This is a genomic window from Streptomyces sp. WMMB 714 (assembly GCF_900090125.1).
GTDB classification, from domain to species: domain Bacteria; phylum Actinomycetota; class Actinomycetes; order Streptomycetales; family Streptomycetaceae; genus Streptomyces; species Streptomyces daqingensis.
This window is the reverse complement of the sequence record NZ_FMHJ01000004.1, coordinates 68,953-89,645: the sequence shown is the minus strand read 5'-3', so window position 1 is coordinate 89,645 and position 20,693 is coordinate 68,953. Positions and strand designations below refer to the sequence as shown.

17 protein-coding genes are annotated in these 20,693 nt (G+C 72.3%); 9 read left to right on the top strand and 8 right to left on the bottom strand.

The annotated features are described in order from the left end of the window. The first annotated feature begins 557 nt into the window (after nucleotides 1–557). Nucleotides 558–3,536: a replicative DNA helicase gene (dnaB, locus tag H181DRAFT_RS08130; RefSeq protein WP_078895593.1), complete on the top strand. Its 2,979-nt coding sequence runs from the start codon at nucleotides 558–560 to the stop codon at nucleotides 3,534–3,536. A 64-nt stretch (nucleotides 3,537–3,600) separates the two neighbouring features. After that, nucleotides 3,601–3,789, top strand: coding sequence for a hypothetical protein (locus H181DRAFT_RS08125; protein WP_074467771.1), 189 nt, complete (start codon nucleotides 3,601–3,603; stop codon nucleotides 3,787–3,789). On the opposite strand, the gene H181DRAFT_RS08120 is transcribed toward H181DRAFT_RS08125, so the two are convergent. Then, nucleotides 3,755–4,237 (bottom strand): GNAT family N-acetyltransferase, encoded by a 483-nt coding sequence (locus H181DRAFT_RS08120; RefSeq protein ID WP_045863622.1) that lies wholly within the window; start codon nucleotides 4,235–4,237, stop codon nucleotides 3,755–3,757. The two genes, H181DRAFT_RS08125 and H181DRAFT_RS08120, sit on opposite strands and share 35 nt — an antisense overlap. 446 nt (nucleotides 4,238–4,683) lie before the next feature. Between H181DRAFT_RS08120 and H181DRAFT_RS08115 the strand changes: the two genes are divergently transcribed. Then, the gene (locus tag H181DRAFT_RS08115) at nucleotides 4,684–5,127 is read left to right on the top strand and encodes a hypothetical protein (RefSeq protein ID WP_045863621.1); all 444 of its coding nucleotides are present in this window, start codon (nucleotides 4,684–4,686) and stop codon (nucleotides 5,125–5,127) included. Between the two features lie 134 nt (nucleotides 5,128–5,261). Here the strand turns inward: H181DRAFT_RS08115 and H181DRAFT_RS08110 are convergent, their stop codons facing one another. Then, nucleotides 5,262–6,515, bottom strand: coding sequence for a PAS domain-containing protein (locus tag H181DRAFT_RS08110; protein WP_254666760.1), 1,254 nt, complete (start codon nucleotides 6,513–6,515; stop codon nucleotides 5,262–5,264). 435 nt (nucleotides 6,516–6,950) lie between these two features. Between H181DRAFT_RS08110 and H181DRAFT_RS08105 the strand changes: the two genes are divergently transcribed. The 3 genes from H181DRAFT_RS08105 to H181DRAFT_RS08095 are packed head-to-tail and all read left to right on the top strand — an operon-like array spanning nucleotide 6,951 to nucleotide 11,967. Continuing rightward, nucleotides 6,951–8,483 (top strand): ATP-grasp domain-containing protein, encoded by a 1,533-nt coding sequence (locus tag H181DRAFT_RS08105; RefSeq protein ID WP_254666759.1) that lies wholly within the window; start codon nucleotides 6,951–6,953, stop codon nucleotides 8,481–8,483. Then, nucleotides 8,480–10,492, top strand: coding sequence for a PEP/pyruvate-binding domain-containing protein (locus tag H181DRAFT_RS08100; RefSeq protein WP_045863619.1), 2,013 nt, complete (start codon nucleotides 8,480–8,482; stop codon nucleotides 10,490–10,492). Before H181DRAFT_RS08105 ends, H181DRAFT_RS08100 begins: the two co-directional genes overlap by 4 nt. Then, complete coding sequence (locus H181DRAFT_RS08095) at nucleotides 10,489–11,967, top strand: MFS transporter (protein ID WP_052708501.1); 1,479 nt, start codon at nucleotides 10,489–10,491, stop codon at nucleotides 11,965–11,967. Before H181DRAFT_RS08100 ends, H181DRAFT_RS08095 begins: the two co-directional genes overlap by 4 nt. A gap of 81 nt (nucleotides 11,968–12,048) precedes the next feature. Here H181DRAFT_RS08095 and H181DRAFT_RS08090 read toward each other — a convergent pair whose 3' ends face one another. Next, the gene (locus tag H181DRAFT_RS08090; RefSeq protein WP_045863618.1) at nucleotides 12,049–12,681 is read right to left on the bottom strand and encodes an HAD family hydrolase; all 633 of its coding nucleotides are present in this window, start codon (nucleotides 12,679–12,681) and stop codon (nucleotides 12,049–12,051) included. Between the two features lie 337 nt (nucleotides 12,682–13,018). On the opposite strand from H181DRAFT_RS08090, the gene H181DRAFT_RS08085 reads away from it, so the two are divergent. Next, nucleotides 13,019–15,109 carry a P-loop NTPase family protein gene (locus H181DRAFT_RS08085; protein ID WP_074467770.1) on the top strand — a complete coding sequence of 697 codons (2,091 nt, stop codon included), beginning with the start codon at nucleotides 13,019–13,021 and terminating at the stop codon, nucleotides 15,107–15,109. Continuing rightward, complete coding sequence (locus H181DRAFT_RS08080; protein ID WP_052708500.1) at nucleotides 15,106–16,620, top strand: ABC transporter substrate-binding protein; 1,515 nt, start codon at nucleotides 15,106–15,108, stop codon at nucleotides 16,618–16,620. The genes H181DRAFT_RS08085 and H181DRAFT_RS08080 overlap by 4 nt, the downstream gene beginning before the upstream one ends. 37 nt (nucleotides 16,621–16,657) lie before the next feature. Here H181DRAFT_RS08080 and H181DRAFT_RS08075 read toward each other — a convergent pair whose 3' ends face one another. After that, on the bottom strand, nucleotides 16,658–17,017 hold the full coding sequence (locus H181DRAFT_RS08075; RefSeq protein WP_045863617.1) for a DUF1304 domain-containing protein: 360 nt from the start codon (nucleotides 17,015–17,017) through the stop codon (nucleotides 16,658–16,660). Between the two features lie 108 nt (nucleotides 17,018–17,125). On the opposite strand from H181DRAFT_RS08075, the gene H181DRAFT_RS08070 reads away from it, so the two are divergent. Continuing rightward, nucleotides 17,126–17,644: a winged helix-turn-helix transcriptional regulator gene (locus H181DRAFT_RS08070; RefSeq protein WP_045863616.1), complete on the top strand. Its 519-nt coding sequence runs from the start codon at nucleotides 17,126–17,128 to the stop codon at nucleotides 17,642–17,644. Between the two features lie 87 nt (nucleotides 17,645–17,731). Here H181DRAFT_RS08070 and H181DRAFT_RS08065 read toward each other — a convergent pair whose 3' ends face one another. From H181DRAFT_RS08065 to H181DRAFT_RS08050, 4 genes are all read right to left on the bottom strand, one after another. Next, on the bottom strand, nucleotides 17,732–18,838 hold the full coding sequence (locus H181DRAFT_RS08065; RefSeq protein WP_045863615.1) for a restriction endonuclease: 1,107 nt from the start codon (nucleotides 18,836–18,838) through the stop codon (nucleotides 17,732–17,734). 191 nt (nucleotides 18,839–19,029) lie between these two features. After that, a complete protein-coding gene (locus H181DRAFT_RS08060) occupies nucleotides 19,030–19,530 on the bottom strand; it encodes a GNAT family N-acetyltransferase (protein ID WP_045863614.1) in 501 nt (166 codons plus the stop codon). Between the two features lie 262 nt (nucleotides 19,531–19,792). After that, entirely contained in the window at nucleotides 19,793–20,242 is a 450-nt protein-coding gene (locus H181DRAFT_RS08055; RefSeq protein ID WP_045863613.1) for a MarR family winged helix-turn-helix transcriptional regulator, read from the bottom strand. A gap of 202 nt (nucleotides 20,243–20,444) precedes the next feature. Beyond that, on the bottom strand, nucleotides 20,445–20,645 hold the full coding sequence (locus tag H181DRAFT_RS08050; protein ID WP_045863612.1) for a hypothetical protein: 201 nt from the start codon (nucleotides 20,643–20,645) through the stop codon (nucleotides 20,445–20,447). Nucleotides 20,646–20,693 lie beyond the last annotated feature (48 nt).

Here is a 20,693-nt window from a genome sequence, read left to right as displayed (position 1 = left end):
CACCTCGGGGTGGTTCGGGCCGGGCCCGGGGCCGGAGGGCGGGCCGGACGTGGAACGGGAGGCGGAGCTGTCGGGCATGGGTTCGATCCAAGCATCCACAGGTAATGGTTGCAAGTGGCGGCCGTCTATTACTTCTGTGCGGTGGGAGTAAGGGGCGGGCACCTGTACGCCGCCCCGTGTAACGATCTCGCGCCGGAGGGCGGATTTTTTCGCGCACACAGGCGGTGGACGCCATCACAGCAGGTCAAGGCAGGAGTGAGCCGGAGCGGCTGCACTTCTCCACAAGACTGTCCCCCGAGCCGTACACAGCTTTGGCGGCCTTCTCCACAGGAAGCGCCACATCATCCACACCCCCCTGTGGATAACCAGATTGGCTGACGTCCCGGGCGGCCATAACGTAGTGCAGCGCCCGCCCCAGCAGCCCTCATCGACACCCATGGCCTCGACGCGCCGTAAGCGGAGCCGGGCGGCCATTGTCAGAGCTGTGCCGTAAGAAGGAGAGGCACTGCGGCGAGGTCCGGTCATGCACGAACGCCGGACGGGGAGGAGGTGCCCGGGTGACCCAGCAACCCGAGCACGTCGAGGACGTCTGGGCGGCCGACTCCCAGGCCCTGAGCGGCCAACAGGCCCGCCCCGGCGAGCGGTTCCCCGTCGCGCGGCAGCGCAGCGGCGGCTCGGGCGGAGGCCGCGAGGCCGGCCACGCGGAACAGCACGACCGCGGCGCCGACGCCGCCGCGCCGGTCTCCGCGTCCTTCGAGCGCGTGCCTCCGCAGGACCTCGAAGCCGAACAGTCCGTCCTCGGCGGCATGTTGCTCTCCAAGGACGCCATCGCCGACGTCGTCGAGGTGCTCAAGGGCCACGACTTCTACCGTCCCGCACACGAACTCGTCTACCAGGCCATCCTCGACCTGTACGCGAAGGGCGAGCCGGCCGACCCCATCACCGTCACCGCCGAACTCACGCGCCGCGGCGAGATCGGCCGCGTCGGCGGGCCCGGGTACGTCCACTCGCTGGTGCAGACGGTGCCGACGGCGGCCAACGCCGAGTACTACGCGGAGATCGTGCACGAGCGCGCGATCCTGCGCCGCCTCGTCGAAGCCGGCACCCGCATCACGCAGATGGGATACGCGGCCGACGGCGACGTCGACGACATCGTCAACTCCGCGCAGTCGGAGATCTACCAGGTCACGGAGGCCCGTACCTCCGAGGACTACCTCCCGCTGGGCGACATCATGGAGGGCGCGCTCGACGAGATCGAGGCGATCGGCTCCCGCAGCGGCCAGATGACGGGGGTGCCGACGGGCTTCACGGATCTGGACTCCCTGACGAACGGCCTGCACCCGGGCCAGATGATCGTCATCGCGGCCCGTCCCGCCATGGGAAAGGCACTCGCGCTCGACACGCCGCTTCCCACCCCCGACGGGTGGACGACCATGGGGGAAGTGCAGGTCGGGGAGCTGCTCCTCGGCGCGGACGGGAAGCCCACCCGTGTGATCGCCGCCACCGACGTCATGCATGACCGGCCGTGCTACCGGATGACGTTCGACGACGGCACGACCGTCGTCGCGGACGCCGACCACCTGTGGCTCACCGAGACCCGCGCCTCCCACGGATCGGTACAGCAGGCCGCGGCGAGGACGACGAAGGAGATCGCGGCGACAGTCCGCACCACCTCCGACGAGAGCGTGAACCACTCCGTACGCAACGCCGCACCGCTCGAACTGACGGAACGTGACCTGCCCGTACCGCCCTACACGCTGGGCGTCCGGCTCGCAGGCGGAACCGGCGACGCGGCGGCGGCCTACCATCTCGCCCCCTCGGACGAACTCCCCTGCTCCGAGGACGCCGAGAGGCACGCCAGCCCGCCCGCCCCCGTCAGCGAGGCGGGAGCGCTGGGGAGCGAGCACATCCCGAGCGAGTACCTGCGGGCGTCCGCCGCCCAGCGGCGGGCACTGGTCGCCGGTCTCCTCGACACCGTGGGGACCGTGAACCCGGCCGGGTCCGTCGAGTTCGCGGTGGAGAACCGGGCGCTCGCCGACGGGTTCCGCGAACTCGCCCTGAGCCTCGGCTACCGGTGCGGAACGCGGGAGACGCGGATCGAGGGCGCGCCGGTGGAGCCGTCGACCCGCTACACCGTCACCCTCACCACCGACGACGAGGTCTTCCGGTCGAGCAGCAAGCAGCAGGCGCACCGTCGGAGGCGCCGCCCGGCCACGCCGGAGCTGACGCAGCGGTACATCACGGACGTGGAGGAGACCGGTTCCGTCCCGGTCCGGTGCGTGCAGGTCGACAACCCCGCGCACCTCTACCTCGCGACCCGGTCCATGATCCCCACCCACAACTCCACCCTCGCCCTCGACTTCGCGCGGGCCTGCTCGATCCGGCACAACATGCCCAGCGTGATCTTCTCGCTGGAGATGGGGCGCAACGAGATCGCGATGCGGCTGCTGTCGGCCGAGGCCCGGGTGGCGCTCCACCACATGCGGTCGGGGTCGATGACGGACGAGGACTGGACGCGGCTCGCCCGGCAGATGCCGGGCGTGACGGAGGCGCCGCTCTACATCGACGATTCGCCCAACCTGTCGATGATGGAGATCCGGGCCAAGTGCCGCCGCCTGAAGCAGCGGAACGATCTGAAGCTCGTCGTGATCGACTACCTCCAGCTGATGCAGACGGGCAGCTCGCGGCGCCCGGAGAGCCGCCAGCAGGAGGTCTCCGAGATGTCCCGGAACCTCAAGCTGCTCGCGAAGGAGCTGGAGCTCCCGGTCATCGCGCTCTCCCAGCTCAACCGAGGGCCCGAGCAGCGTACGGACAAGAAGCCGATGGTGTCCGACCTGCGCGAATCGGGCTGCATGACCGCGGACACGACTCTGCTCCGCGCGGACACAGGAGCGCCCGTCACATTCGCCGAGCTGATGAAAAACGGGTACGAGGGCGTGCTCGTGTGGTCGCTGGACGACAGCCGTCGCCTGGTCCCGGCGCCCGTCACGAACGTCTTCTCCTCCGGCACGAAACCGGTCTACCGCCTGCGTCTCGCGTCGGGCCGTGAGGTCAAGGCCACCAGCAACCACCCGTTCCTCACCTTCGACGGATGGACCCCCCTGGGGGATCTGGCTGTCGGGTCCCGGATCGCCGTTCCGCGCCACACCCCGCAGCCCGTCGCGGGCGCGTCCAGGGAAGGCGTGGCCCGGTGTGCCGCGGACCTGAACTCCGAAGCCCTGCACGGTGCCGCCACCGACGACGTGTCCTGGGACCGGGTGGCGGAGATCGAGCCGCTCGGTGAACAGCCGGTCTACGACGCCACGGTGAAGGGCACGCACAACTTCATCGCGGACGGCATCTTCGCGCACAACAGCATCGAGCAGGACGCCGACATGGTCGTGCTGCTGCACCGTGAGGACGCGTACGAGAAGGAGTCCCCCCGCGCGGGCGAGGCCGACCTGATCGTGGCCAAGCACAGGAACGGCCCGACGGCCACGATCACCGTCGCCTTCCAGGGCCACTACTCGCGCTTCGTGGACATGGCGCAGACGTAGCGGAGCGGCTGCGGTTCTCAGGACCGATGCCGCCCGGGGCCTCGGCCTCGATCCAGAATCACTGGTGGCCCAGATCAACCGGCTTGAAAAGGATCTGGGCCCGTCCTTGATCGAATGTGCTGAGCGGGGAGGCAGCATGCGGCCCACACCGTTCGGCGCGGAAGTCGCCGCCGCTGTCCGGGCCACGACGCCTCCAGCCACCGAGCGAACTCCGCCTGTCAGCGAAGGATCTTCACCATCATCCGTTCTCTGACCCCGTCGTCGGACAAGAGGTCCCCGAGCTCTCCGGAGAAGTCGAAACCGTGGCGTTGATACAGCGTCATCGCAGGCTCGTTGCCCGGAATCACCGCCAGTCTCAACGTGGTGGCGCCCGAACGTCGGGCCCACGCCTCGACCACCGCAACCAGGAGGTCTCCGACGCCGCTGCCCCGGGCCTCGGGGCTGACCCATACCGATCTCAGCTCGCAGGCGTCGCTGTCCACGGGCAGTCCACTGGCCATTCCCACCGCCTGCCCGCGCAGAAACGCGACGATGTTGTGAGCCCCGAGCATGGCCAACCGCGCACGCCACCGCTCCTCCCCACCCCAGTGCCAGTCCTCGATCCGGGACTTGAAGGAGCGCGGGGCCTCCGCCAGCGCAGCGAGACGAACGTCCCGCCACAACGGCCAGTCATCAGTCGTGAGAACACGCACACGCACCATGCGAGGGAGTCTCCCGCGCTGTCCATGGAGCGGTCCAACCTCGCTCGCTGAGGAAACGACACGGCTCGTGAGACTGAGTCCGCCGGACACGGCGTGAGACAGCGGAGGAATGCCCAGCTCACAGCGTCGGTGAAGGAAGCCGGGATTGAGAACCTACAAGCGGTGTGTGAGATGCGGGGCGGCACAGGGTTCGCTGCTTCTTCGGTGACCCCGTCCCTGCGAGGATCGGTGCAGACGAAGGGGCGGGACCGTGGACACTGTGGAGCGGTACAGAGCTTCTGACGCCAGGGAAGCTCGAGAACTGATCGCATTCATCGACCGGTTGCCCGTACCGCGGAGGCAGCCGCACCTGCTCCTGGCCGCCGTGCGGTTCCTCGGGAGACCTGTGCGGAGGGGCACCGCAGGCCGCGGATGGCCGCGGCAGCGGTCGATGTGAGGCCGGTTCCGTGCCCCGCGACCCGAAGAGACCCCGCCGGCTGACCGTCGGCGGACGGGCATACCTGTGGACGCTCCGCCACAGCCACCGCGTACTGGACGACGGCCGGCGAGTGGACTGCCGCCAGACCCTCACGCTCTACCCGCAGCCCGCCGGCACCGGCGGTCCGTTGCGCATCGTCTTCGCCGGGGGACCCGGACGGCACGTCCCGGGCGGGTTTCCCCTGGGCTCCGGGGACGTGGGGTGCGATCGGGACGGCTTCCTCAACCTGCATGAACCCGGAGCGGTCCGGGCCCTGCTCGACGCGGCGGCGGCACGCGGGTGGCTGCCGCAGGAGGGCCGGGTGGCGGAGGTCGACGGCTGGTCTCTGCTGGGGGCGGTCGCCGCCGCGCGGTCCGGGGATGTCCGTTCGCCTCCTGAGGCCGGCAACGACGGGAAGGCGACGCGCAGTTGAGGCACCCGGTGTCCGGGATGCCGCAGGAGGGCGGGACGCCGCAGGTCATGGAGGCGGTCCGGGGTGGCCCGGCCCCTCACGCGGCTCCCCGGATGTCCCCGGGAGCCGGGGGCAGTCGGCGGGCCCGCACCGGCTCAGGCGGAGCCGACGGGCCGGCCCGCGGCGGCTGGACGCGGCGGCCAGGCGTGGGGGACGAGGATGCCGAGGACGTAGGCGCGGGCGACGAGGGCGGGTCTGGTCGGGGCGTGAAGGAGGTCGCGGAGCCGGCTGAGGTGGTAGTCGACGGCCTGCCGGGAGAGCTTCAGCGAGGTGGCGATCTCGCCGTTGGTGCTTCCTTCGGCGAGCAGGGACAGTATGCGGATCTGCGCGGCGGTGAGTGGCGGGTGCCCCTCGTGGGCGAGGCTCTGGTGGGTGACGACGGCCCACACGTGGGGGGCACGCCCGGCCGAAGCGGTCACGGCGGCCAGATGGAGCCGCGCGCGGCGCTGGTTCCCCTGGGTGTCGAGGAGCACGGCGGAGGTCTCCGCCCGTCTGATGCGGCGGGATATCAACCCCTCCCATGTGTGTCGGAGTTGGCGCACCTCGGGTGTGGCCGCGAGCAGGGTGTCCGCGCGGCGGCCGACGAGGTCGGACAGGCGTGTCCGGAAGAGTTCGGCGGCGGCCGTACCGGCCTGTTCGATGCGTCCGCCGGCGGAGAGCAGCGCGCACGGCAGGCCGCTGTGGTCGCGCAGCGCCCTCAGGCTTTCCTCGGCTTCGCGGCGCTGGTTCATGGCGCGGGTGTGTTCGGTGATGTCGACGTAGATCCCGGCCACGCAGGTCTGGTCGTTCTCCTGGACGGGGAAGCGGTGCCCGGCCGCCTGCCCGGTGCTGCCGTCGGACCGGTGGTAGGTCAGGGTGTGGCGGACCGGCTTGCCCCGGCTGAGGATCTCCTGGTCGAGGGCGCGGAACTGCGCGGCGTCGGAGGGGGAGTCGTGGTCTTCGATGCGGCTGCCGGCGATCCGTTCCGGCGTCGTGCCGTAGAGGTGGGCGTAGGCGTGGTTGGCCCACAGGTAGCGTCCGTCGCTGTCGCGGATGAAGGCCGCGGCGGGGGCGAAGTCGGCGACGTCCGCGAAGGCGGCGTAGCGGCGTCCGTTCGCGGGCTGCGCCGGTGCCTCCACGGCGAGTCCGCAGGTACGTCCGGGGTCGCGGCTGCCGTTCGGGGGGAGCCGCACCTCGAAGGTCCGGCCGTCGAACTGGACGAGGCAGTGCCCGTCTTCGGCGGAGTGCCCCGGCGACGACATCTGCTGGCGAAGGCGGTCGAGGAAGCGCTGCGCGGTGGCGAGGTCGCCGAATGCGCCGCCGCCCCTCTCCAGGAGGTGCCACTGCTCGTCGGCCTCCCACCAGGACACAGGGAGGTGCTCCAGGAGTGCTCTGAGACCGGAGTCATCCACGACGGCCTTTCGGTTCCGTTTCCCGCCGGGCGGAGGGAGGTTCACGCGATGCCTATCCCGCGTGCGTGCCGCTCATGCCCGGTTCCCGGCAGGCTGCGAAGTGTGACCTGATCACGAGCGAGGCGCGCCATATGTGATCACGGAACCTTCACCGATGTTCGACGAGGTCTGCAACTTTGGCATTTGCCTGAGAGGTGCCCGGCGGCCGTGGCGATTCCGGGAGGCGGGGTCTGATTCCCTTGTGTGTGCCGCCAGTTACGCCCCGTGTTCTACGCGGGTTGCGCCGCCGTGCCGTCCCCTCGGGACCCGGGCGCGCGGAGGGCGGTGACAGGCAGCCGGACCGGGCGATCGCCCGCGACCCGGACAGAACGAAGCGAAGGGAGTCGAACTTCAGTGAGCACGGTGCTGTTGGTGCACGCCAAGGGCGGTCCGCCGCTAGGTCACGTTCTGTCCCGTACGGCTGCGAGAGCGGAGGTGCATCTGCTGGCGCTCAGCGAGCTGCCGCCCGCCGTCGCCTCCCAGGCCGGGCGTCTGTGTGCCTCCGTCACGGTCCCCGCGGAGGAGGAGCGGCGCGACCTGGTCCCGCTGATCGTCCGGCGGGCCGAGGCCGTCGGCGCGGACGCCGTGCTCACCTTCTCCGAGTACGCGGTCGTGGCCGTCGCCGAGGCATGCGACGCGCTGGGTCTCGCGGGAGCGGGTAGTGCCGCCGCGCTCGCCCGCGACAAGCGGATGATGCGGGAAGTCTGGCGCCGACGCGGCCTGCCCCAGCCGGAGTTCCGTCCCGTCGCGACGCGGACGGACCTCCACGAGGCCGCGGACGCCCTGCCCGTCCCCATGCTGCTGAAGGCAGCCTGGAGCGCGGGCTCGACCGCCCACCAGATCATCGGCTCTCCCGGCGAGGCCGAGGCGGCGTGGCGGCGCTCGCGCGAAGTGATGGCCGAGTCCGCCCGATTGGGCTTCGCCGAACTCCATGTCGCCGAGGCGGACGCGCACTTCGTGGTCGAGCAGATCGTGACCGGCGACGCCGGGGAGTGGTTCGACGAGCCCGGCTGGGGCGACTACGTCAGCGTCGAGGGCGTGGTGGCGGACGGCGTCTTCCACCCGGTCTGCGTCAGCGGGCGGATGCCCACGGTGGAGCCGTTCACCGAACGCGCCAGCATCACGCCCGCGTTGCTCCCCGCCGGGCTCCAGGACCGGGTGGTGGAACTCGCGCGTGAGGCCGTCGACGCTCTCGGGCTGCGCGACTGCGGCACCCACACGGAGATCAAGCTCGGTGCGGGCGGGCGCATGTGGCTGATCGAGACGGCCGCACGGTTCGGCGGTGCGATGACCGTCCCGCAGATCGAGGAGGTCTTCCGGCTCGACCTGGTCGGGATGCTCGTGGACCACCTCCTGGGCCGTACGGTCGCCTGGCCCGAGCGGGTGCTCGGGCCGGAGCGGGCACAGGGCGCCGCGGGGTCCCTCGTCGTCCTCGCGGTGGACGGCGACGGCGCCGCCTGGCGCGACCGCAGGGTATGGGACTTCCCGGCGGTGAAGGAGGCCGTCGCACTGAGCGAGGGCAGCGACCTCTCGGTGGTACCGGAGAGTTCGCTCCCGGACGGCGCGGACGTGCCGGTCTACGACCCCGCCGGCGGAGCGAACACGATGGCGGCGCTGTGCCTGCTGTCCGCCGCCGACGCGGGCACGGTGATCCGCGACTTCACGACTCTGGTGGACGCCCTGCCCTCGGTGCTGCCGCCCGCCGCGCCTGCCACGTCCGCGCTGCCGAACGGTGCGCCTGCCACGTCCGTGCTGCCGCCCGCCGCGAAGGCCGCGCTCGCCGCGCCCGCGGTGCGCAAGCCCGCGCCCGCCGTGCGGAAGCCGGCGCTCACCGCGCCCACCGTGCGGCAATCCGTGCCCGCCGCTCCCGAGGAGGTCCCCGCATGAGCACCGCCACGCTCTCCACCGGAGCCCCGGAACCCCTGACCGACCGCACGGTCGTCGGAGAGAACCTGTCGCTGCCGCTGTTCCGCACGCTCTCCGGCGTCCTGGCCGGACACCCCTACCTCAAGGTCGTCGTCGACCGCGCCGAGAACACCTGGCACCTGCTCGACACGGCCGTGCACCCCTTCCACGTCGACTACACGGCGACGCGCGTCCTCGGCATGGACCTCGCCGAACTCGACGCGTCCCTCGACGAGTTCAACGCCTCGGTCTACATGGACCCCGAACGCCGCTTCCTGCTCGGAGTGCTGTCCCTGCACACCGAGCCGGGGGACGACGGCCGCGAGCGTACGTTCCTGGTGCTGGAGACCACCGAGGCCGACACCATGCACGGGGAACTGCTTCAGTTCTTCTACGACTTCGTGCGCGAACGCGTCGACGGCAGGCTGCCGCTCCTGCTCAAGCCCGCGAACCACGGCCAGGAGGAGGAGCTGGCCGGGGTGAGCGAGCAGCGGCTCCCGCGCGTCCTCAGCCACGAGCTCTTCGGCAACCGCACCAGGACGCCGCTCAACACCGGGGAGGCCACGGGGCGGCTGCGCTGCTTCCGGACGGTGGAGGAGTACGGGGCGGCGGCCGCGGGCCTCGGCTGGTCGGACATCGTCGCCATGCCCTGCCTGCCGGACGACGTGCAGCGCGTGGCGGGATTCGTCAACACCGCGCCCATCACGCCGCTCTCCCACACCAACGTGCTCGCGACGGGCTGGGGCATACCCAACGCGATCGTCCGCGACCTGGACCGGCTCGTCGAGGAGGACGGACTGGACGGCGCCTGGGTCCGCTACCGGGTACGCGAGGACGAGGTCACCCTGGAGCGGCTGGAGCAGGCTCCCGAACTGCGGGCCCCGGCCTGGCACCAGCAGCGCATCCGGCTGGAGCCGCCGCTGCTGGAGGACTCGCCCGTGCTCTCCCTGCACCGGCTGCGCAGTGCGGACCGGGACCGCTACGGCACGAAGGCCGCCAACCTCGGGGAGCTGCACCACGTCCTCGACAGCCGCTCCGCCGACCTCACCGCGTTCTACGGGCGCCCGCGCCCGCCGCGGGAGGACCTGTACGGGCATCTCGCGGCCCGGCTCGGCCTGCGTTCGCCCTCCGCGCCGGAACTCCGGGCGGCCGCCACGAAGTTCGTGGCGGACACGGTCGAGGCTCCCGACGGCGTGGCCCTGCCGTTCTCCCTGCAGCACCGCTTCCTCACCTCGTCCCCGGCTCTCCAGCAGGGCATCGGCAAGTTGAAGATGGCGCTCGAACTCGGCGCGGACGACGTCGTCGACTCGCTCTGCCTGCAGATCCAGCACCTCGTCCGGAACACGCCGATGCCCGAATCCGTCGCCGGGGAGATCACCCGCGCCTTCCCCGCACCGCTCGCGGCCGGCGACCGCCTCGTGGTGCGCTCCTCCTCCAACGCCGAGGACCTCCCCGGGTTCTCCGCCGCCGGGCTCTACGACTCCGTCACCACGGTCCGCGACGCCGGTGAACTGCCCGACGCGGTACGGCAGGTGTGGGCGTCGCTGCTCTCGCCGCGCAGCGTGCGCCTCCGCCACCAGGTGGGGATCAGCCTGGACGACACGTACATGGGTGTGATCGTGCAGGCGTACGTGCCGGCAGCGCTCGGCGGTGTGATGGTGACCTGCGATCCGACCCGGCGTGAGGACTTCCGCAACGTCTACCTCAACTGCTCGCCCGGTTCGCCCGAACAGGTCGTCGAGGGTGCGGTCCTGCCGCAGCAGTACCTGTACAACACCGTCGAGGGGGGCGGACGCACCGTCGCCCTCGGCACGTGGAGCGAGGGACTGCCCGCCGCCACGCGGGCCCGGCTCGCCGACCTGTCCCTGACGGGGCGGCTGCTGCAGTCCCACTTCAGCGCACCCGACGTGGACGACCCGCTGGACATCGAGTGGCTGCTGACCGACCAGGGCGACTTCCGGCTGGTCCAGATCCGCCCGTACGCGCTGTGAGCGCCCGTCTCCCGCGCCCGCGCTCCGCCGCGCGGCCCGCGGCCACCCCGCTGACGCCCACCGCCCGCCGCATCGTCCGGCTCAACTACGGCTTCCAGCTGCTGTTCAACCTGCTGTGGTGGATGCCGGTCTTCTACGCGTACCAGAAGGACGCCGGGCTGTCCGACGGGCAGATCTTCGGCATCCAGAGCGTCTACTACGTCGCCTTCTGCCTCTTCGAGATCCCGACGGGGCTGATCGCCGACCGCATCGGCACCCGCAACTGCCTGCGGGCGGGCGCCGTCGTGATGACGGCGGCGAATCTCGCGCCGGTGTTCAGCGCCTCCTACACCGGGTTCCTCGTCCACTTCCTCGCCATCGCCGCCGGCCGCTCTCTCACCTCGGGAGCGGCCAGCGCCTACCTGTACGACGGGCTGCGCGCCGAACGGTGCGACGAGCACTACCTGAAGGCGGAGGGCACGGCGCGGGCGCTCGGACTCGCCGCGAAGGTCCTCTGCTGGCCGCTGGTCGGGCCGCTGATGGCTCTCGCCCATCCCGCTCCGTACGTCCTGAGCGCCGTGAGTGCGGCGGGCTCCCTGGCCTGCGCCGTCGCCCTGCCCCGGCTCGCGGGCGCCTCGGCGGGCGGCGGCACGTCTCCGACCGGCCGGAAGGGGAGGCCGCCGGCCGGGAAGGCGTCCGGGGCAGCCGGGCGCGGTCGCGGCCGAAGCGCCTCGCTGCGCGACGCCGGGGCCGCACTGCGGTGCATCGCCTCGTCGCCCTGGCTGGCGCTGGTGATGGTGCAGGGGGTCGCGGTCTTCACGCTCTCCCGGATCTGCCAGGTCAATCTCTTCCAGCCGATCCTGCTCGACCACGGCATCGGCGAGGCGTCGCACGGCGGGGTGCTCGCCGCCATGACGGTGGCGGAGGCCGTGGGTTCGGCGCGCCCCCAGTGGCTCGGGCGGCGTCTGACTCCGGTGGCCTGGGTGTCCGTCCTCAGCGTCGCTCTCGCGGTCACGCTGGCGGGCATCACACTCGGCGGGCCCTGGACGGTGGTCGTCCTGCTCTGCCTGTTCGCGGCCGCTGCCGGTTTCGCCTACCCGGTGCAGCGCAAGCTGGTCAACGACGCCGTTCCCGCCCACGCTCCGCGGGCCACGGTGCTGTCCGTCGAGTCGATCGTGGACCGCGGGGTGTGCGCACTGGCGGCCGTCGCCGTGGGCGCGTACCTCTCCGCCGGACGCCTGGACGCCCTGCTCTGGCACAGCGCCCTGGCCACCGCGGTGCTGCTCGGCGTCTTCCAACTGGTCCTGCGCAGCGACGTGTTGCGGCGCGTACCCGACGGCAGGCCGCGGGCGGTCGCCGCCCGGGAGCCGGACGGACGCACCGTCCCGGGTGCGGAGGCGGCTCCGGCTCCTGCGGCGGACGGTTCCTCTGCGGCGGACCCCGCTGCTCCGGCGGCCCCGGTGGCAGCGGACGCGCACCGCAACGTCGGCGTGTAGGACGGCCGCGCGCCCGCCCCTCACCGGGACGGGCGCGCGGCGGCGGTCCTGCGCACTTCGCGTGTTCGAGGCCGGGCGGCGTCAGGAGCGGTGCGCGAGGAGTTCGATCACGCGGGCCGGCAGGTAGGCGGGGCGGGAGGGCAGCCCGGTCTGGTAGGCGAAGTAGCCGAGCGAGGCGGCGACTTCGGTCTCCTCGGCGGTCTCGGCCTCGTAGACGAGGCGGCAGCCGTTCGCGTTCTCCTTGGCGCGCTCCCACAGCGCGGGCGCCGGCTTGCGCTCCGCCTCGGTGCGGGGGGTGAGGATCCGGTCTCCGAAGTCCTCCCAGGCGAAGGGTGCGGAGCCCTTCCAGGCCGAGTCGACCTCCTTCTTGAGGGCGGCGGCACGTTCGGCGTCCGTCTCGCCCCAGGAGGGGGGCACGTTCGTGATCAGCCCGACCTCGATGTCCCGTTCCCGCAACTCGCGCAGGTAGGCGGCCGCGCCCGGCATGTAGCCGGTGCTGTCGTCCTCGGCGGTGTGCACGAGGGTCTCGCCCAGGTCGAAGTAGACGACGGCGCAGCCGCGTTCGGCGTCCGCCCGTATCCCGGCCGCGGCGTCGTGCGCACCCTCCGCCGGCACGGCCGCACTCGCAGCGGTGGTCATCGCGGCGGACGCCGCCGCCGCGCCCAGCAGCGCGATGCCCGTACGGAAGAAGCCGCGGAAGGCGGGTCTGTTCATGGCGTTCGGCGCCTCTCTCCTCGGCGCATCGCAGCGATGCGCGGATGTCCGGGGCATGACACGCGTGGGAGGCGGAGCGTCCGCCAAGTCCCCTCATGTGCCTGGAAGAAGGTTCTTCCTGCCACCGCTCCCTCCCGCCATACCCCCGAACGGCGCACACCACTCGGCCCGGGGATCCTGACGGCCCGGCTCAGGCCGTCCCGCCACGCACGCCCCCGGGATGCACGCCGGCGGTCCGGCAAGCGCCGATCCCCTTCCTTTCAGGGCGAGTTGGAGCATCCTTGAATCCAGCGGCCGGCGACTGCGCCGGATCGTGCCACAGGGCCGGGGGAGCGAGATGAAGGACTGGGCGGGGGAGTCGGACCGCGACAGAGCCGTGGAGCGTTACGTGGAGGACCTGCTGGTCCGATTACCGCGCTCCCGCGCCGAGTTGCCGGCGACGCTGCTGCTCGGCCCGCGCGGCAGCGGCAAGACGACGGTGCTGCGGCACCTGGCGGACTGGGCGCGCCGGGCGCCCGTGGCGCGGCTGGACCTGGCGGCGCTCGGCCAGCAGGGCCGCAAGCCGATCGACGTGCTGGCCGCACTGGTCTTCCAGCTCAACGCGCCGAAGCGGGACTTCGCGCGGCTGCGCTTCCCGTCGTTCGGTCTGCTGGCGATCGCCGTCGCGGCGCGGATGGACGCCGCCGACCGGGACGCGGCCGTACGGCAGATGGAGGGCGCCCTCATCGGCCCGCCCAGCAGCCGCTCCGAGGTGTTCAACCAGCTTGCGCAGTACGCCGCGACGGTGCTCGGCGCACCCACCGCCGTGACGGCGGCCCTGCCGCTGCTCCCGCAGTGGCAGCGGCACTGGGTGCGGATGCGCATGCGGTGGCGTCTGGCACGCGTCCGGCGCCGGACCGCCGACAGCAGCGGCTCCGTCGACGGATTCCTCATCGACCTCAACCAGCGCTACGGGGACCGGGAGCTGGCGGAGCGGCAGCGCGCCGAGGCGGTCCTCTTCGACGCGTTCCTCGACGACCTGCGCAGGGCCTACGGCTCACGCGAGGGAGACCTGCGGCGTACGACGCACTGCCTGATCCTGCTCGACAACGTGGACAGCCCGCTCGGCAACGACTTCCTGAAGGCCCTGCTGGACGCCCGGCGGAAGGCCGGCGCCCACGATCCCCTGCTCGTCCTGGCGACGGCCGGCAGCTATCCGGAGGCGCTGGAGAGCTTCGCCTTCGGGGGTCCCCGGCAGCCGGGCGTACTGCCGGGGAGCTGGGCGGCGGACGAGGAGCGGTTCCGTCCCGAGCAGGTGGTGAAGGGACTCGTGGTGGGCCGGCTCCGCGACCTGGCACGCCACGAGGTGGAGGTGCAGGCCGACGAGGTGCTGCGAGCCGCCCGCGACGTGGTCCCCGCCGCGGACAACGGCGTGCAGTGGCTGGGCTGGCTGGTGTACGAGCTGACCCGCGGCCACCCGGCCGGTACGGCGCAACTGCTGGAGGCCCTGCTGGAGTCCGGCCCGGAGACGGGCTGGGAGGAGCGCGTGCGGCGGAGCCTCGAACCGGGGGCGCCGCTCGTGGACGTGCTGCTGGAGCGGCTCCTGCCGATCGGTGTGAGCGGCGAGCTGGCGAGCGCGCTGGCACGCGGGGCCGCGGCGGTGGACCTCGCACAGGCGCAGTCGGGACCGCTCTGGGACGAGGCGGACGCGGCCGCCCAGGACGAGTTCCACGACTTCTGCACCGACGTCCTGCGCACGATGCACCTCGACGGGGGCGGGGAGGAGGCCGACGGCTGCACGGAGACAGCGCATCCGCTGCTGCGCTTCCTCCTGCTGCGCCGTCTCGCCTCCGTACGCGAACCCGGCGACCCGACCGGCTCTCCCGGCTCCGCACCTCCCGAGGCGTCCGCGGGCGCCGGGACCGAGGGGCGCGGCTGGACCGCCGTGCACGGCGCCCTCCGGGAGCGTGCCGAGACCACCGGCGACGAGGGGACGGCGGCCTACCACGCCCTGGCCGTGGGCGACCTGGCCTCGGCGGCGGGCTACCTGGACCGGGCATACGACCGCCTCGCTCCCGAGGAGTGGTGCGCCGAACTGTGCCGGCTGCGCCGCGCGCCCCTCGCGGAGTCCGGCGGGCTGCGGGGGCGGACGCTGTGGGAGCGGTACGAGCGGCTCGTCGACCATCTCAACGAAGGCGTGGTGGACCAGCGCCTGCGGACCGTCACGCGGCTGCTGGCAGCGGTCTGGCTCGCCCCGGAACCGCCGGACGACCCCCGCACCGACAGGGTCGGCGACCCGTACCGGGACCCGCTGGGCGACCCGGAGGCCGAGCTGTACGGCGAGATCAAGGCCCGGTTCCACACGCTGGCCGTGCACGCCGACAACGCTCAGTGGACGACCGCGCTGCTGAGGAAGGCACGGCAGTACCGACAGGAGCCCTGGCTGTGAGCGAGCGAGTGTTCGTACCGCCGAGACCGCCGCGCCGCTGGGGCCTGCGGGCGCTGGGGGCGGCGCTGGTTCTCGCCGTGGCGGCGCCGGCGGCAGTGTGGAGCGTCGATCGGGCGGAGCACTGCGGGGAGGGCGTGCGCGCGGTGGACGGGGGCGAGTGCGTCGGCGTGACGGACGGCGCCTTCGCCTTCGAGGCGGCGAAAGGGCTGAGCGGGAAGATCCGCGCGGAGAACGAGCGGGTCGCCCGCTCGGGGCTGCCCTCGGTGTCCGTCGCGTACGTGGAGGCCATGTCCGGCGGTTCGGCGGACCGCGGTGCGGAGACGACGCGTCAGGCGCTGACCGGCGCCTATCTGGCGCAGCGTGCGCTGAACGGCGAACGCGGGACGCTGCCGAAGGTGCGTCTGCTGCTCGCCAGCACAGGCAGCGGCGACCGGCACTGGAAGCCGGTCGTGGACCAGTTGCGGAGCATGAAGGAGAGGGAGCGGCTCGTCGCGGTCGCGGGCCTCGGCCAGAGCAACGACAGGACGAAGTCCGCGGTGCGCAGGCTGCGGGAGTACGGACTGCCGATGGTGGGGGCGACGGTCGCCGCGGACGGGCTGCGCTCCTCCGAAGCGGGCTTCTACCGGGTCTCCTTCCCCAACAGCGACCAGGCGGCCGCGGCAGCCCGCCACATCGCGGAACAGCAGAGGAAGCACCCGGGCCGGCGCGTCCAGGTCGTCAGGGACGGCAACGAGGAGGACGCGTACAACACCTCGCTGTACAGGGACTTCAGGTCGGCGGCGCGGCGCGAGGGGCTGAAGGTGGACGACCAGGTCGTGCCGTACCGCTCGGACGAGGACGCGGTCTCGCCGTCCGGCAACGCCCTCACCCTCGCGGCGGACAGGGTCTGCGACGGGAGTCCGCCCGACTTCGTCTTCTTCGCGGGCCGGGGCCGGGACCTGCGGCGGTTCATAGAGGCCGCGGGCGAGGGCGGGCGCCGCTGCCGCACCACGGTGGTCTCCGGATCGAGCACCCTGGGCGTCTACTTCGACCTCAAGGACGGGAAGCCCGGCGCCGCCCTGGAGAAGCTGCGCAGCCGCTGGGCGCACAGCGGACTGCGGGTGTACTACACGGCGTACACCCACCCCGAGATCGCGGAGAAGGTGTACGGGAAGGGCGGCGGCCCGTTCGCGGACTTCGAGAAGGCGTACCGGCGCGAGGCCGGCGGCCCCGTCTCCGCCCTCGACAGCGGCCAGGCGATGCTCGGGCACGACGCGACGCTCACCATCGGGAAGGCCGCCCGCACCGCTGTACGCGTGTACGGGACGCGGGCCGTGACGCCGCGCATGGTGCTGGCCATGCTGGAGCAGACGAACGGCAAGCTGCGGGTGCGCGGGGTGAGCGGCGAGATCGCCTTCGACCCGGACACGGGCGAACCGGTCGGACGCCCGCTGGCGCTGGTGGAGCTGAACCGGCCGCCGGGCGGCGGCAGCGCCGGGAAGTACCGCTTCGAGGCCGCGATCACGCCGTGACCCCGTCGGCGTCCGCGGGGGTTCGGCAGGTGCGCCCTCAGGCCGCGAGCAGGAGCACCAGGGCCGCGGCGGCGGGCAGGGCCTGGACGTAGAGGATGCGGCGGGTGACCGTCAGGGAGCCGTAGAGGCCGGCGGCGAGCACGCAGCAGAGGAAGAACACCTGCACCTGGGGGCCCGTCGGGTCCGGGGCGAGGAGCCCCCAGACGAGCCCCGCCGCCAGGAAGCCGTTGTAGAGGCCCTGGTTGGCGGCGAGCACCGCGGAGGCGTCGGCGAACTCCTGCGTCGTGCCGAAGGCCCGCCGCCCGCGAGGAGTCCGCCACAGGAACATCTCCAGGACCAGGAAGTAGAGGTGGAGCGCGGCTATGAGGCCGACGAGCAGCAGGGCGGCGGTGTGCACGGAGGTCTCCCGGGATCGGTGAGTTGGATTTCGCGACCAACTGGAACGGCCGGAACGCTAGCGCACATTGGTTTGTTTATCCAACCTTCCCTCCGCTAGATTGCCGCCATGGCCAGGAGAGAGGTGAACCCCCGCGACTGCTCGCTGGCCTCGGCGCTGAACGTCGTCGGGGAGAAGTGGTCGCTGCTCGCACTGCGCGAGGTTTTCTACGGCGTCCACCGCTTCGACGGCATCGTCCGCAACACCGGCGCTCCGCGTGACGTGCTCGCCGCGCGGCTGCGCACGCTTGTCGACGGCGGAGTGCTGCGGCGAGTGCCCTACTCCGAGCGGCCGCCCCGCGACGAATACCACCTGACGCAGGCAGGACGGGAGCTCGCACCGGCGATGCTGGGCCTCATGCGGTGGGGCATGCGCTGGGTGCCCGGCGCGCCCACCGGCCCGACGGTCTTCACGCACGAGTGCGGCGGTCCGCTGGACGCGGGGATCGTATGCGGCTCGTGCGGCGAACAGGCCGAGGCCGGCGGCGTCACGATGCCGGGCCCGGACCGGGGCCAGGGCTCCGATACCGGTCCGCGTTCTGATACCCGTCCGGGCCCGGGTGCCGGTCCGGGCCCGGCTTCCGGCTGAGGCTCCGCTTCCTGGTTCCTTGGCCCCTGGTTCCTTGGCCCCTGGCCCCTGGTTCCTGGTTTCGGTTCCAAGGCCCCCGGGGCCGGCTCATTGCAGCACGCGCAGCCTCGCCCCCTTGTTCCACGCCTCCAGCAGGCCGCGGTGGACGGCGGTCACCTCGTGCCGGGCTGCCACCAGCAGCGCGTCGCGGGTGAAGGGCGCGGACGCGACGAGCAGCGCGACGTCGGCCTCGTACTCGAGCTTCGCGACGCCGGCGAAGCCCAGCACGTCGCCGCCGGTGACGTGTGCGCCGGAGTGGCGCGTCCTGCAACGGACGACGAGACGGCGTCCGTCCGCTGTGTGCCCGAGCATGTCGGCGAAGCCGTCTCCGGTGCCCCCGCCTCGGCCGTCCCCGCGGGTGGCGGTCATCTCCGCGCAGCCGTCGCGTCGGCAGAGCCAGGCGACATGGCGTTCGAACTCCCGCGCGTCCATGGCGTCCAGCGCCGCCATCGAACAGACCGCTCCGTACTCACGGACGACGCGACTGAGCCGGGCCGTCTCCGCCTCGTTCTCCGCGAGCCTGCGCCGCAGTTCGCCGTGCGCGTGCATCACCTGGTTCAGCAGCGGTACGACAGTCCGGCCGACGACGCCACGCACCGCCTCTTCCGCGATCTCGCGTACCCGGCCCTCCCGCGCGGCGTGCGCGACTCCCTGCTCGGCGACGCACGCCGCGATCCACTGATCCAGCCACTCGACGAGGCTGTGGACGACCGCGTCGTCCACAGGCGCGCCCGGGCTCTCCGCCCGCGAGGCCTGCTCCGTGTCGAGCAGGTACGTGCGCACCCGCCGCGCCACGTCGCTGTCGCGCAGCAGCATCGCGACGTTGAGCACGGCGCGGCGGGTGAAGAGCGTCAGGTTGGAACGGGGCTGTGGATAACTCTCAGGAAAGGAAGACAGAATGTCCTTCTTAAAGAACTCCAGGTCAGAGCCTCGCAGCGTCCGCATGCCCCGCTCTGTCAGCTCGTCCCGGTGGCGCTGGACGAGTTTGCCCACAGCGTGCTCCGAGACCTCGAAGTACCGCGCCACCATCCGCGTCGTCACATGCACGCCGTCCGGCAGCAGCGACAGCGTCTTCACCTTGTCGAGCGCTTCGGTGCGCTCCGCGACGGACGCGCGCAGCGTCTGCGATTCGAGCAGTGCGCCTTCGTGCACCACGACGGATCCCCCCTCCCCACCGGGCACGCGCCCGGTTCCGGGGCAGGCGTCCCCGCTGACGCCACCCCGTGGGGATCAACGAGGCCGCGCCGGGGGAAGGCACGCTCGAAAAGCGTGCATGCTTGCGAATCGGCGCAGGCTCAAGCGGACCGGCGTGCGCCTCTACCGCGAGCGCCCCCACGGCCCGGCACTCAGAGCGGCATCTTGAAGCCCAGGTGGGACGCCTCGAATCCGAGCCGCTCGTAGAAGCGGTGAGCCTCGATGCGGGTGGCGTCGGAGGTGAGCTGGACGAGGGAGCACCCCAGTCGCCGCGACTCCGCGACGGCCCATTCGATGATCTGGCTGCCCAAGCCGGTGCCGCGGTCGTCCGAGTGGACGCGGACGGCTTCGATCAGGGCGCGGCTCGCACCGCGCCGCGACAGCCCCGGAATGACCGTGAGCTGCAGGGTGCCGACGGTGCGGCTGCCGCGTTCGGCGACGACGAGGTGCTGGTTGGGGTCGGCGTCGATGCGCTCGAACGCGGCCCGGTACGCCTCGGGTTCGTCCGGGCTCTCGCGGCGTGCGCCGAGGGGGTCGTCGGCGAGCATGGAGACGATGGCAGGAACGTCGTCGGCGGTCGCCCGGCGCATCGTCACGGGCGAGTCCGCCGGTGACGCGGAGGGCGGTGTGGATGACGGAGTGCCGGTGGTCATGTCCGCAACTTACGTCTCGGTTTTGGCCAGAGGTCGGACTCGTTGGCAACGTGCGCATCCGTGCCCAAAGCGCACCGTGCCGGATGTGACCGCGGAGCCCCGCGCGGCTGCGACTGCGGGACCCGCGCGGCTGCGGGGCCCGCGCCCGGCTACCGGTACCCGCGCGACCAACGTCCCCGTCGCGACCCGCGGGCTCACGAGGTTCCGTCACCGGCACGGGGCACCGCCGTCCTCCGCGGGGACCCCGGCCGGCCGGAGTCCGTCAGCCGGCAGGGTCCAGTGCCCGCACCGCGCGGACGAGGGGCGCCAGTTCGGGACGCTGCTCCGCCGCGTCGAGCGCGCCGCGGAGAGCCGCGTCGTGCGTGGGGCGAGCGGACTCGAGAAGGGCGTGGCCCGCCTTGGTGACGTTCGTATAGATGCCGCGTCTGTCTGTCGGGCAGAGGTAGCGGGTGAGCAGGCCGCGCTCCTCGAGCCGGTTGACCAGCCGCGTGGTGGCGCTCTGGCTGAGGACGACGGCGTCGGACAGCTGCGTCATGCGGAAGTGGCCGCCGTCTCCGTCGTGTTGCTCGCTGAGCACGTCGAGGACGGAGAACTCCCGGACGCTGAGGCCGTGTTCCGCCTGGAGCGCGCGCTCGATACGGGCCTCGATCCGCCCGTGCAGTGCGGACAGCGCGCACCAGCCCTTGGCGGGGACGGGATCCGGTCGCGACATGGCGGCACTCACTTCCTCTTGCGGGCGGTCCGTGCCTCGTCGAGCGGGCCCCTGCCTCGTCTCCGGGCGGGTCATGCTCCCTCGGCGTGCGTCTGCCTCTCGGCGGGCCCGGCGGCGCCGCGGACAGGAGGGCGCCGCTCGGTCTTCCACAGGTTAGTGCAGGGCGAAATTCCCAGCTCGCACCTGTATGCGGCGCTTGCAATCACCGTCCCGGCGCCCTGGCCGTCAGCGCGGTGGCGGCGAGCGTCTGCCCCGTCCCGGGAGTGGCGAGGGCGACGGCCAGGACGAGCCAGTCCGCGAACAGCTTCATGGACAGGACGGAGACCTCCGCGAACGCGTCCGGATTCCGGACGCTCGCGAGGGCCAGTGCGAGCAGGCACAGCGAGGGTGCCGGCCGGAGCAACCACCGTTGCCCGGCGGCGGGTAGGCGACCGCCCCACGGCACTTCCGA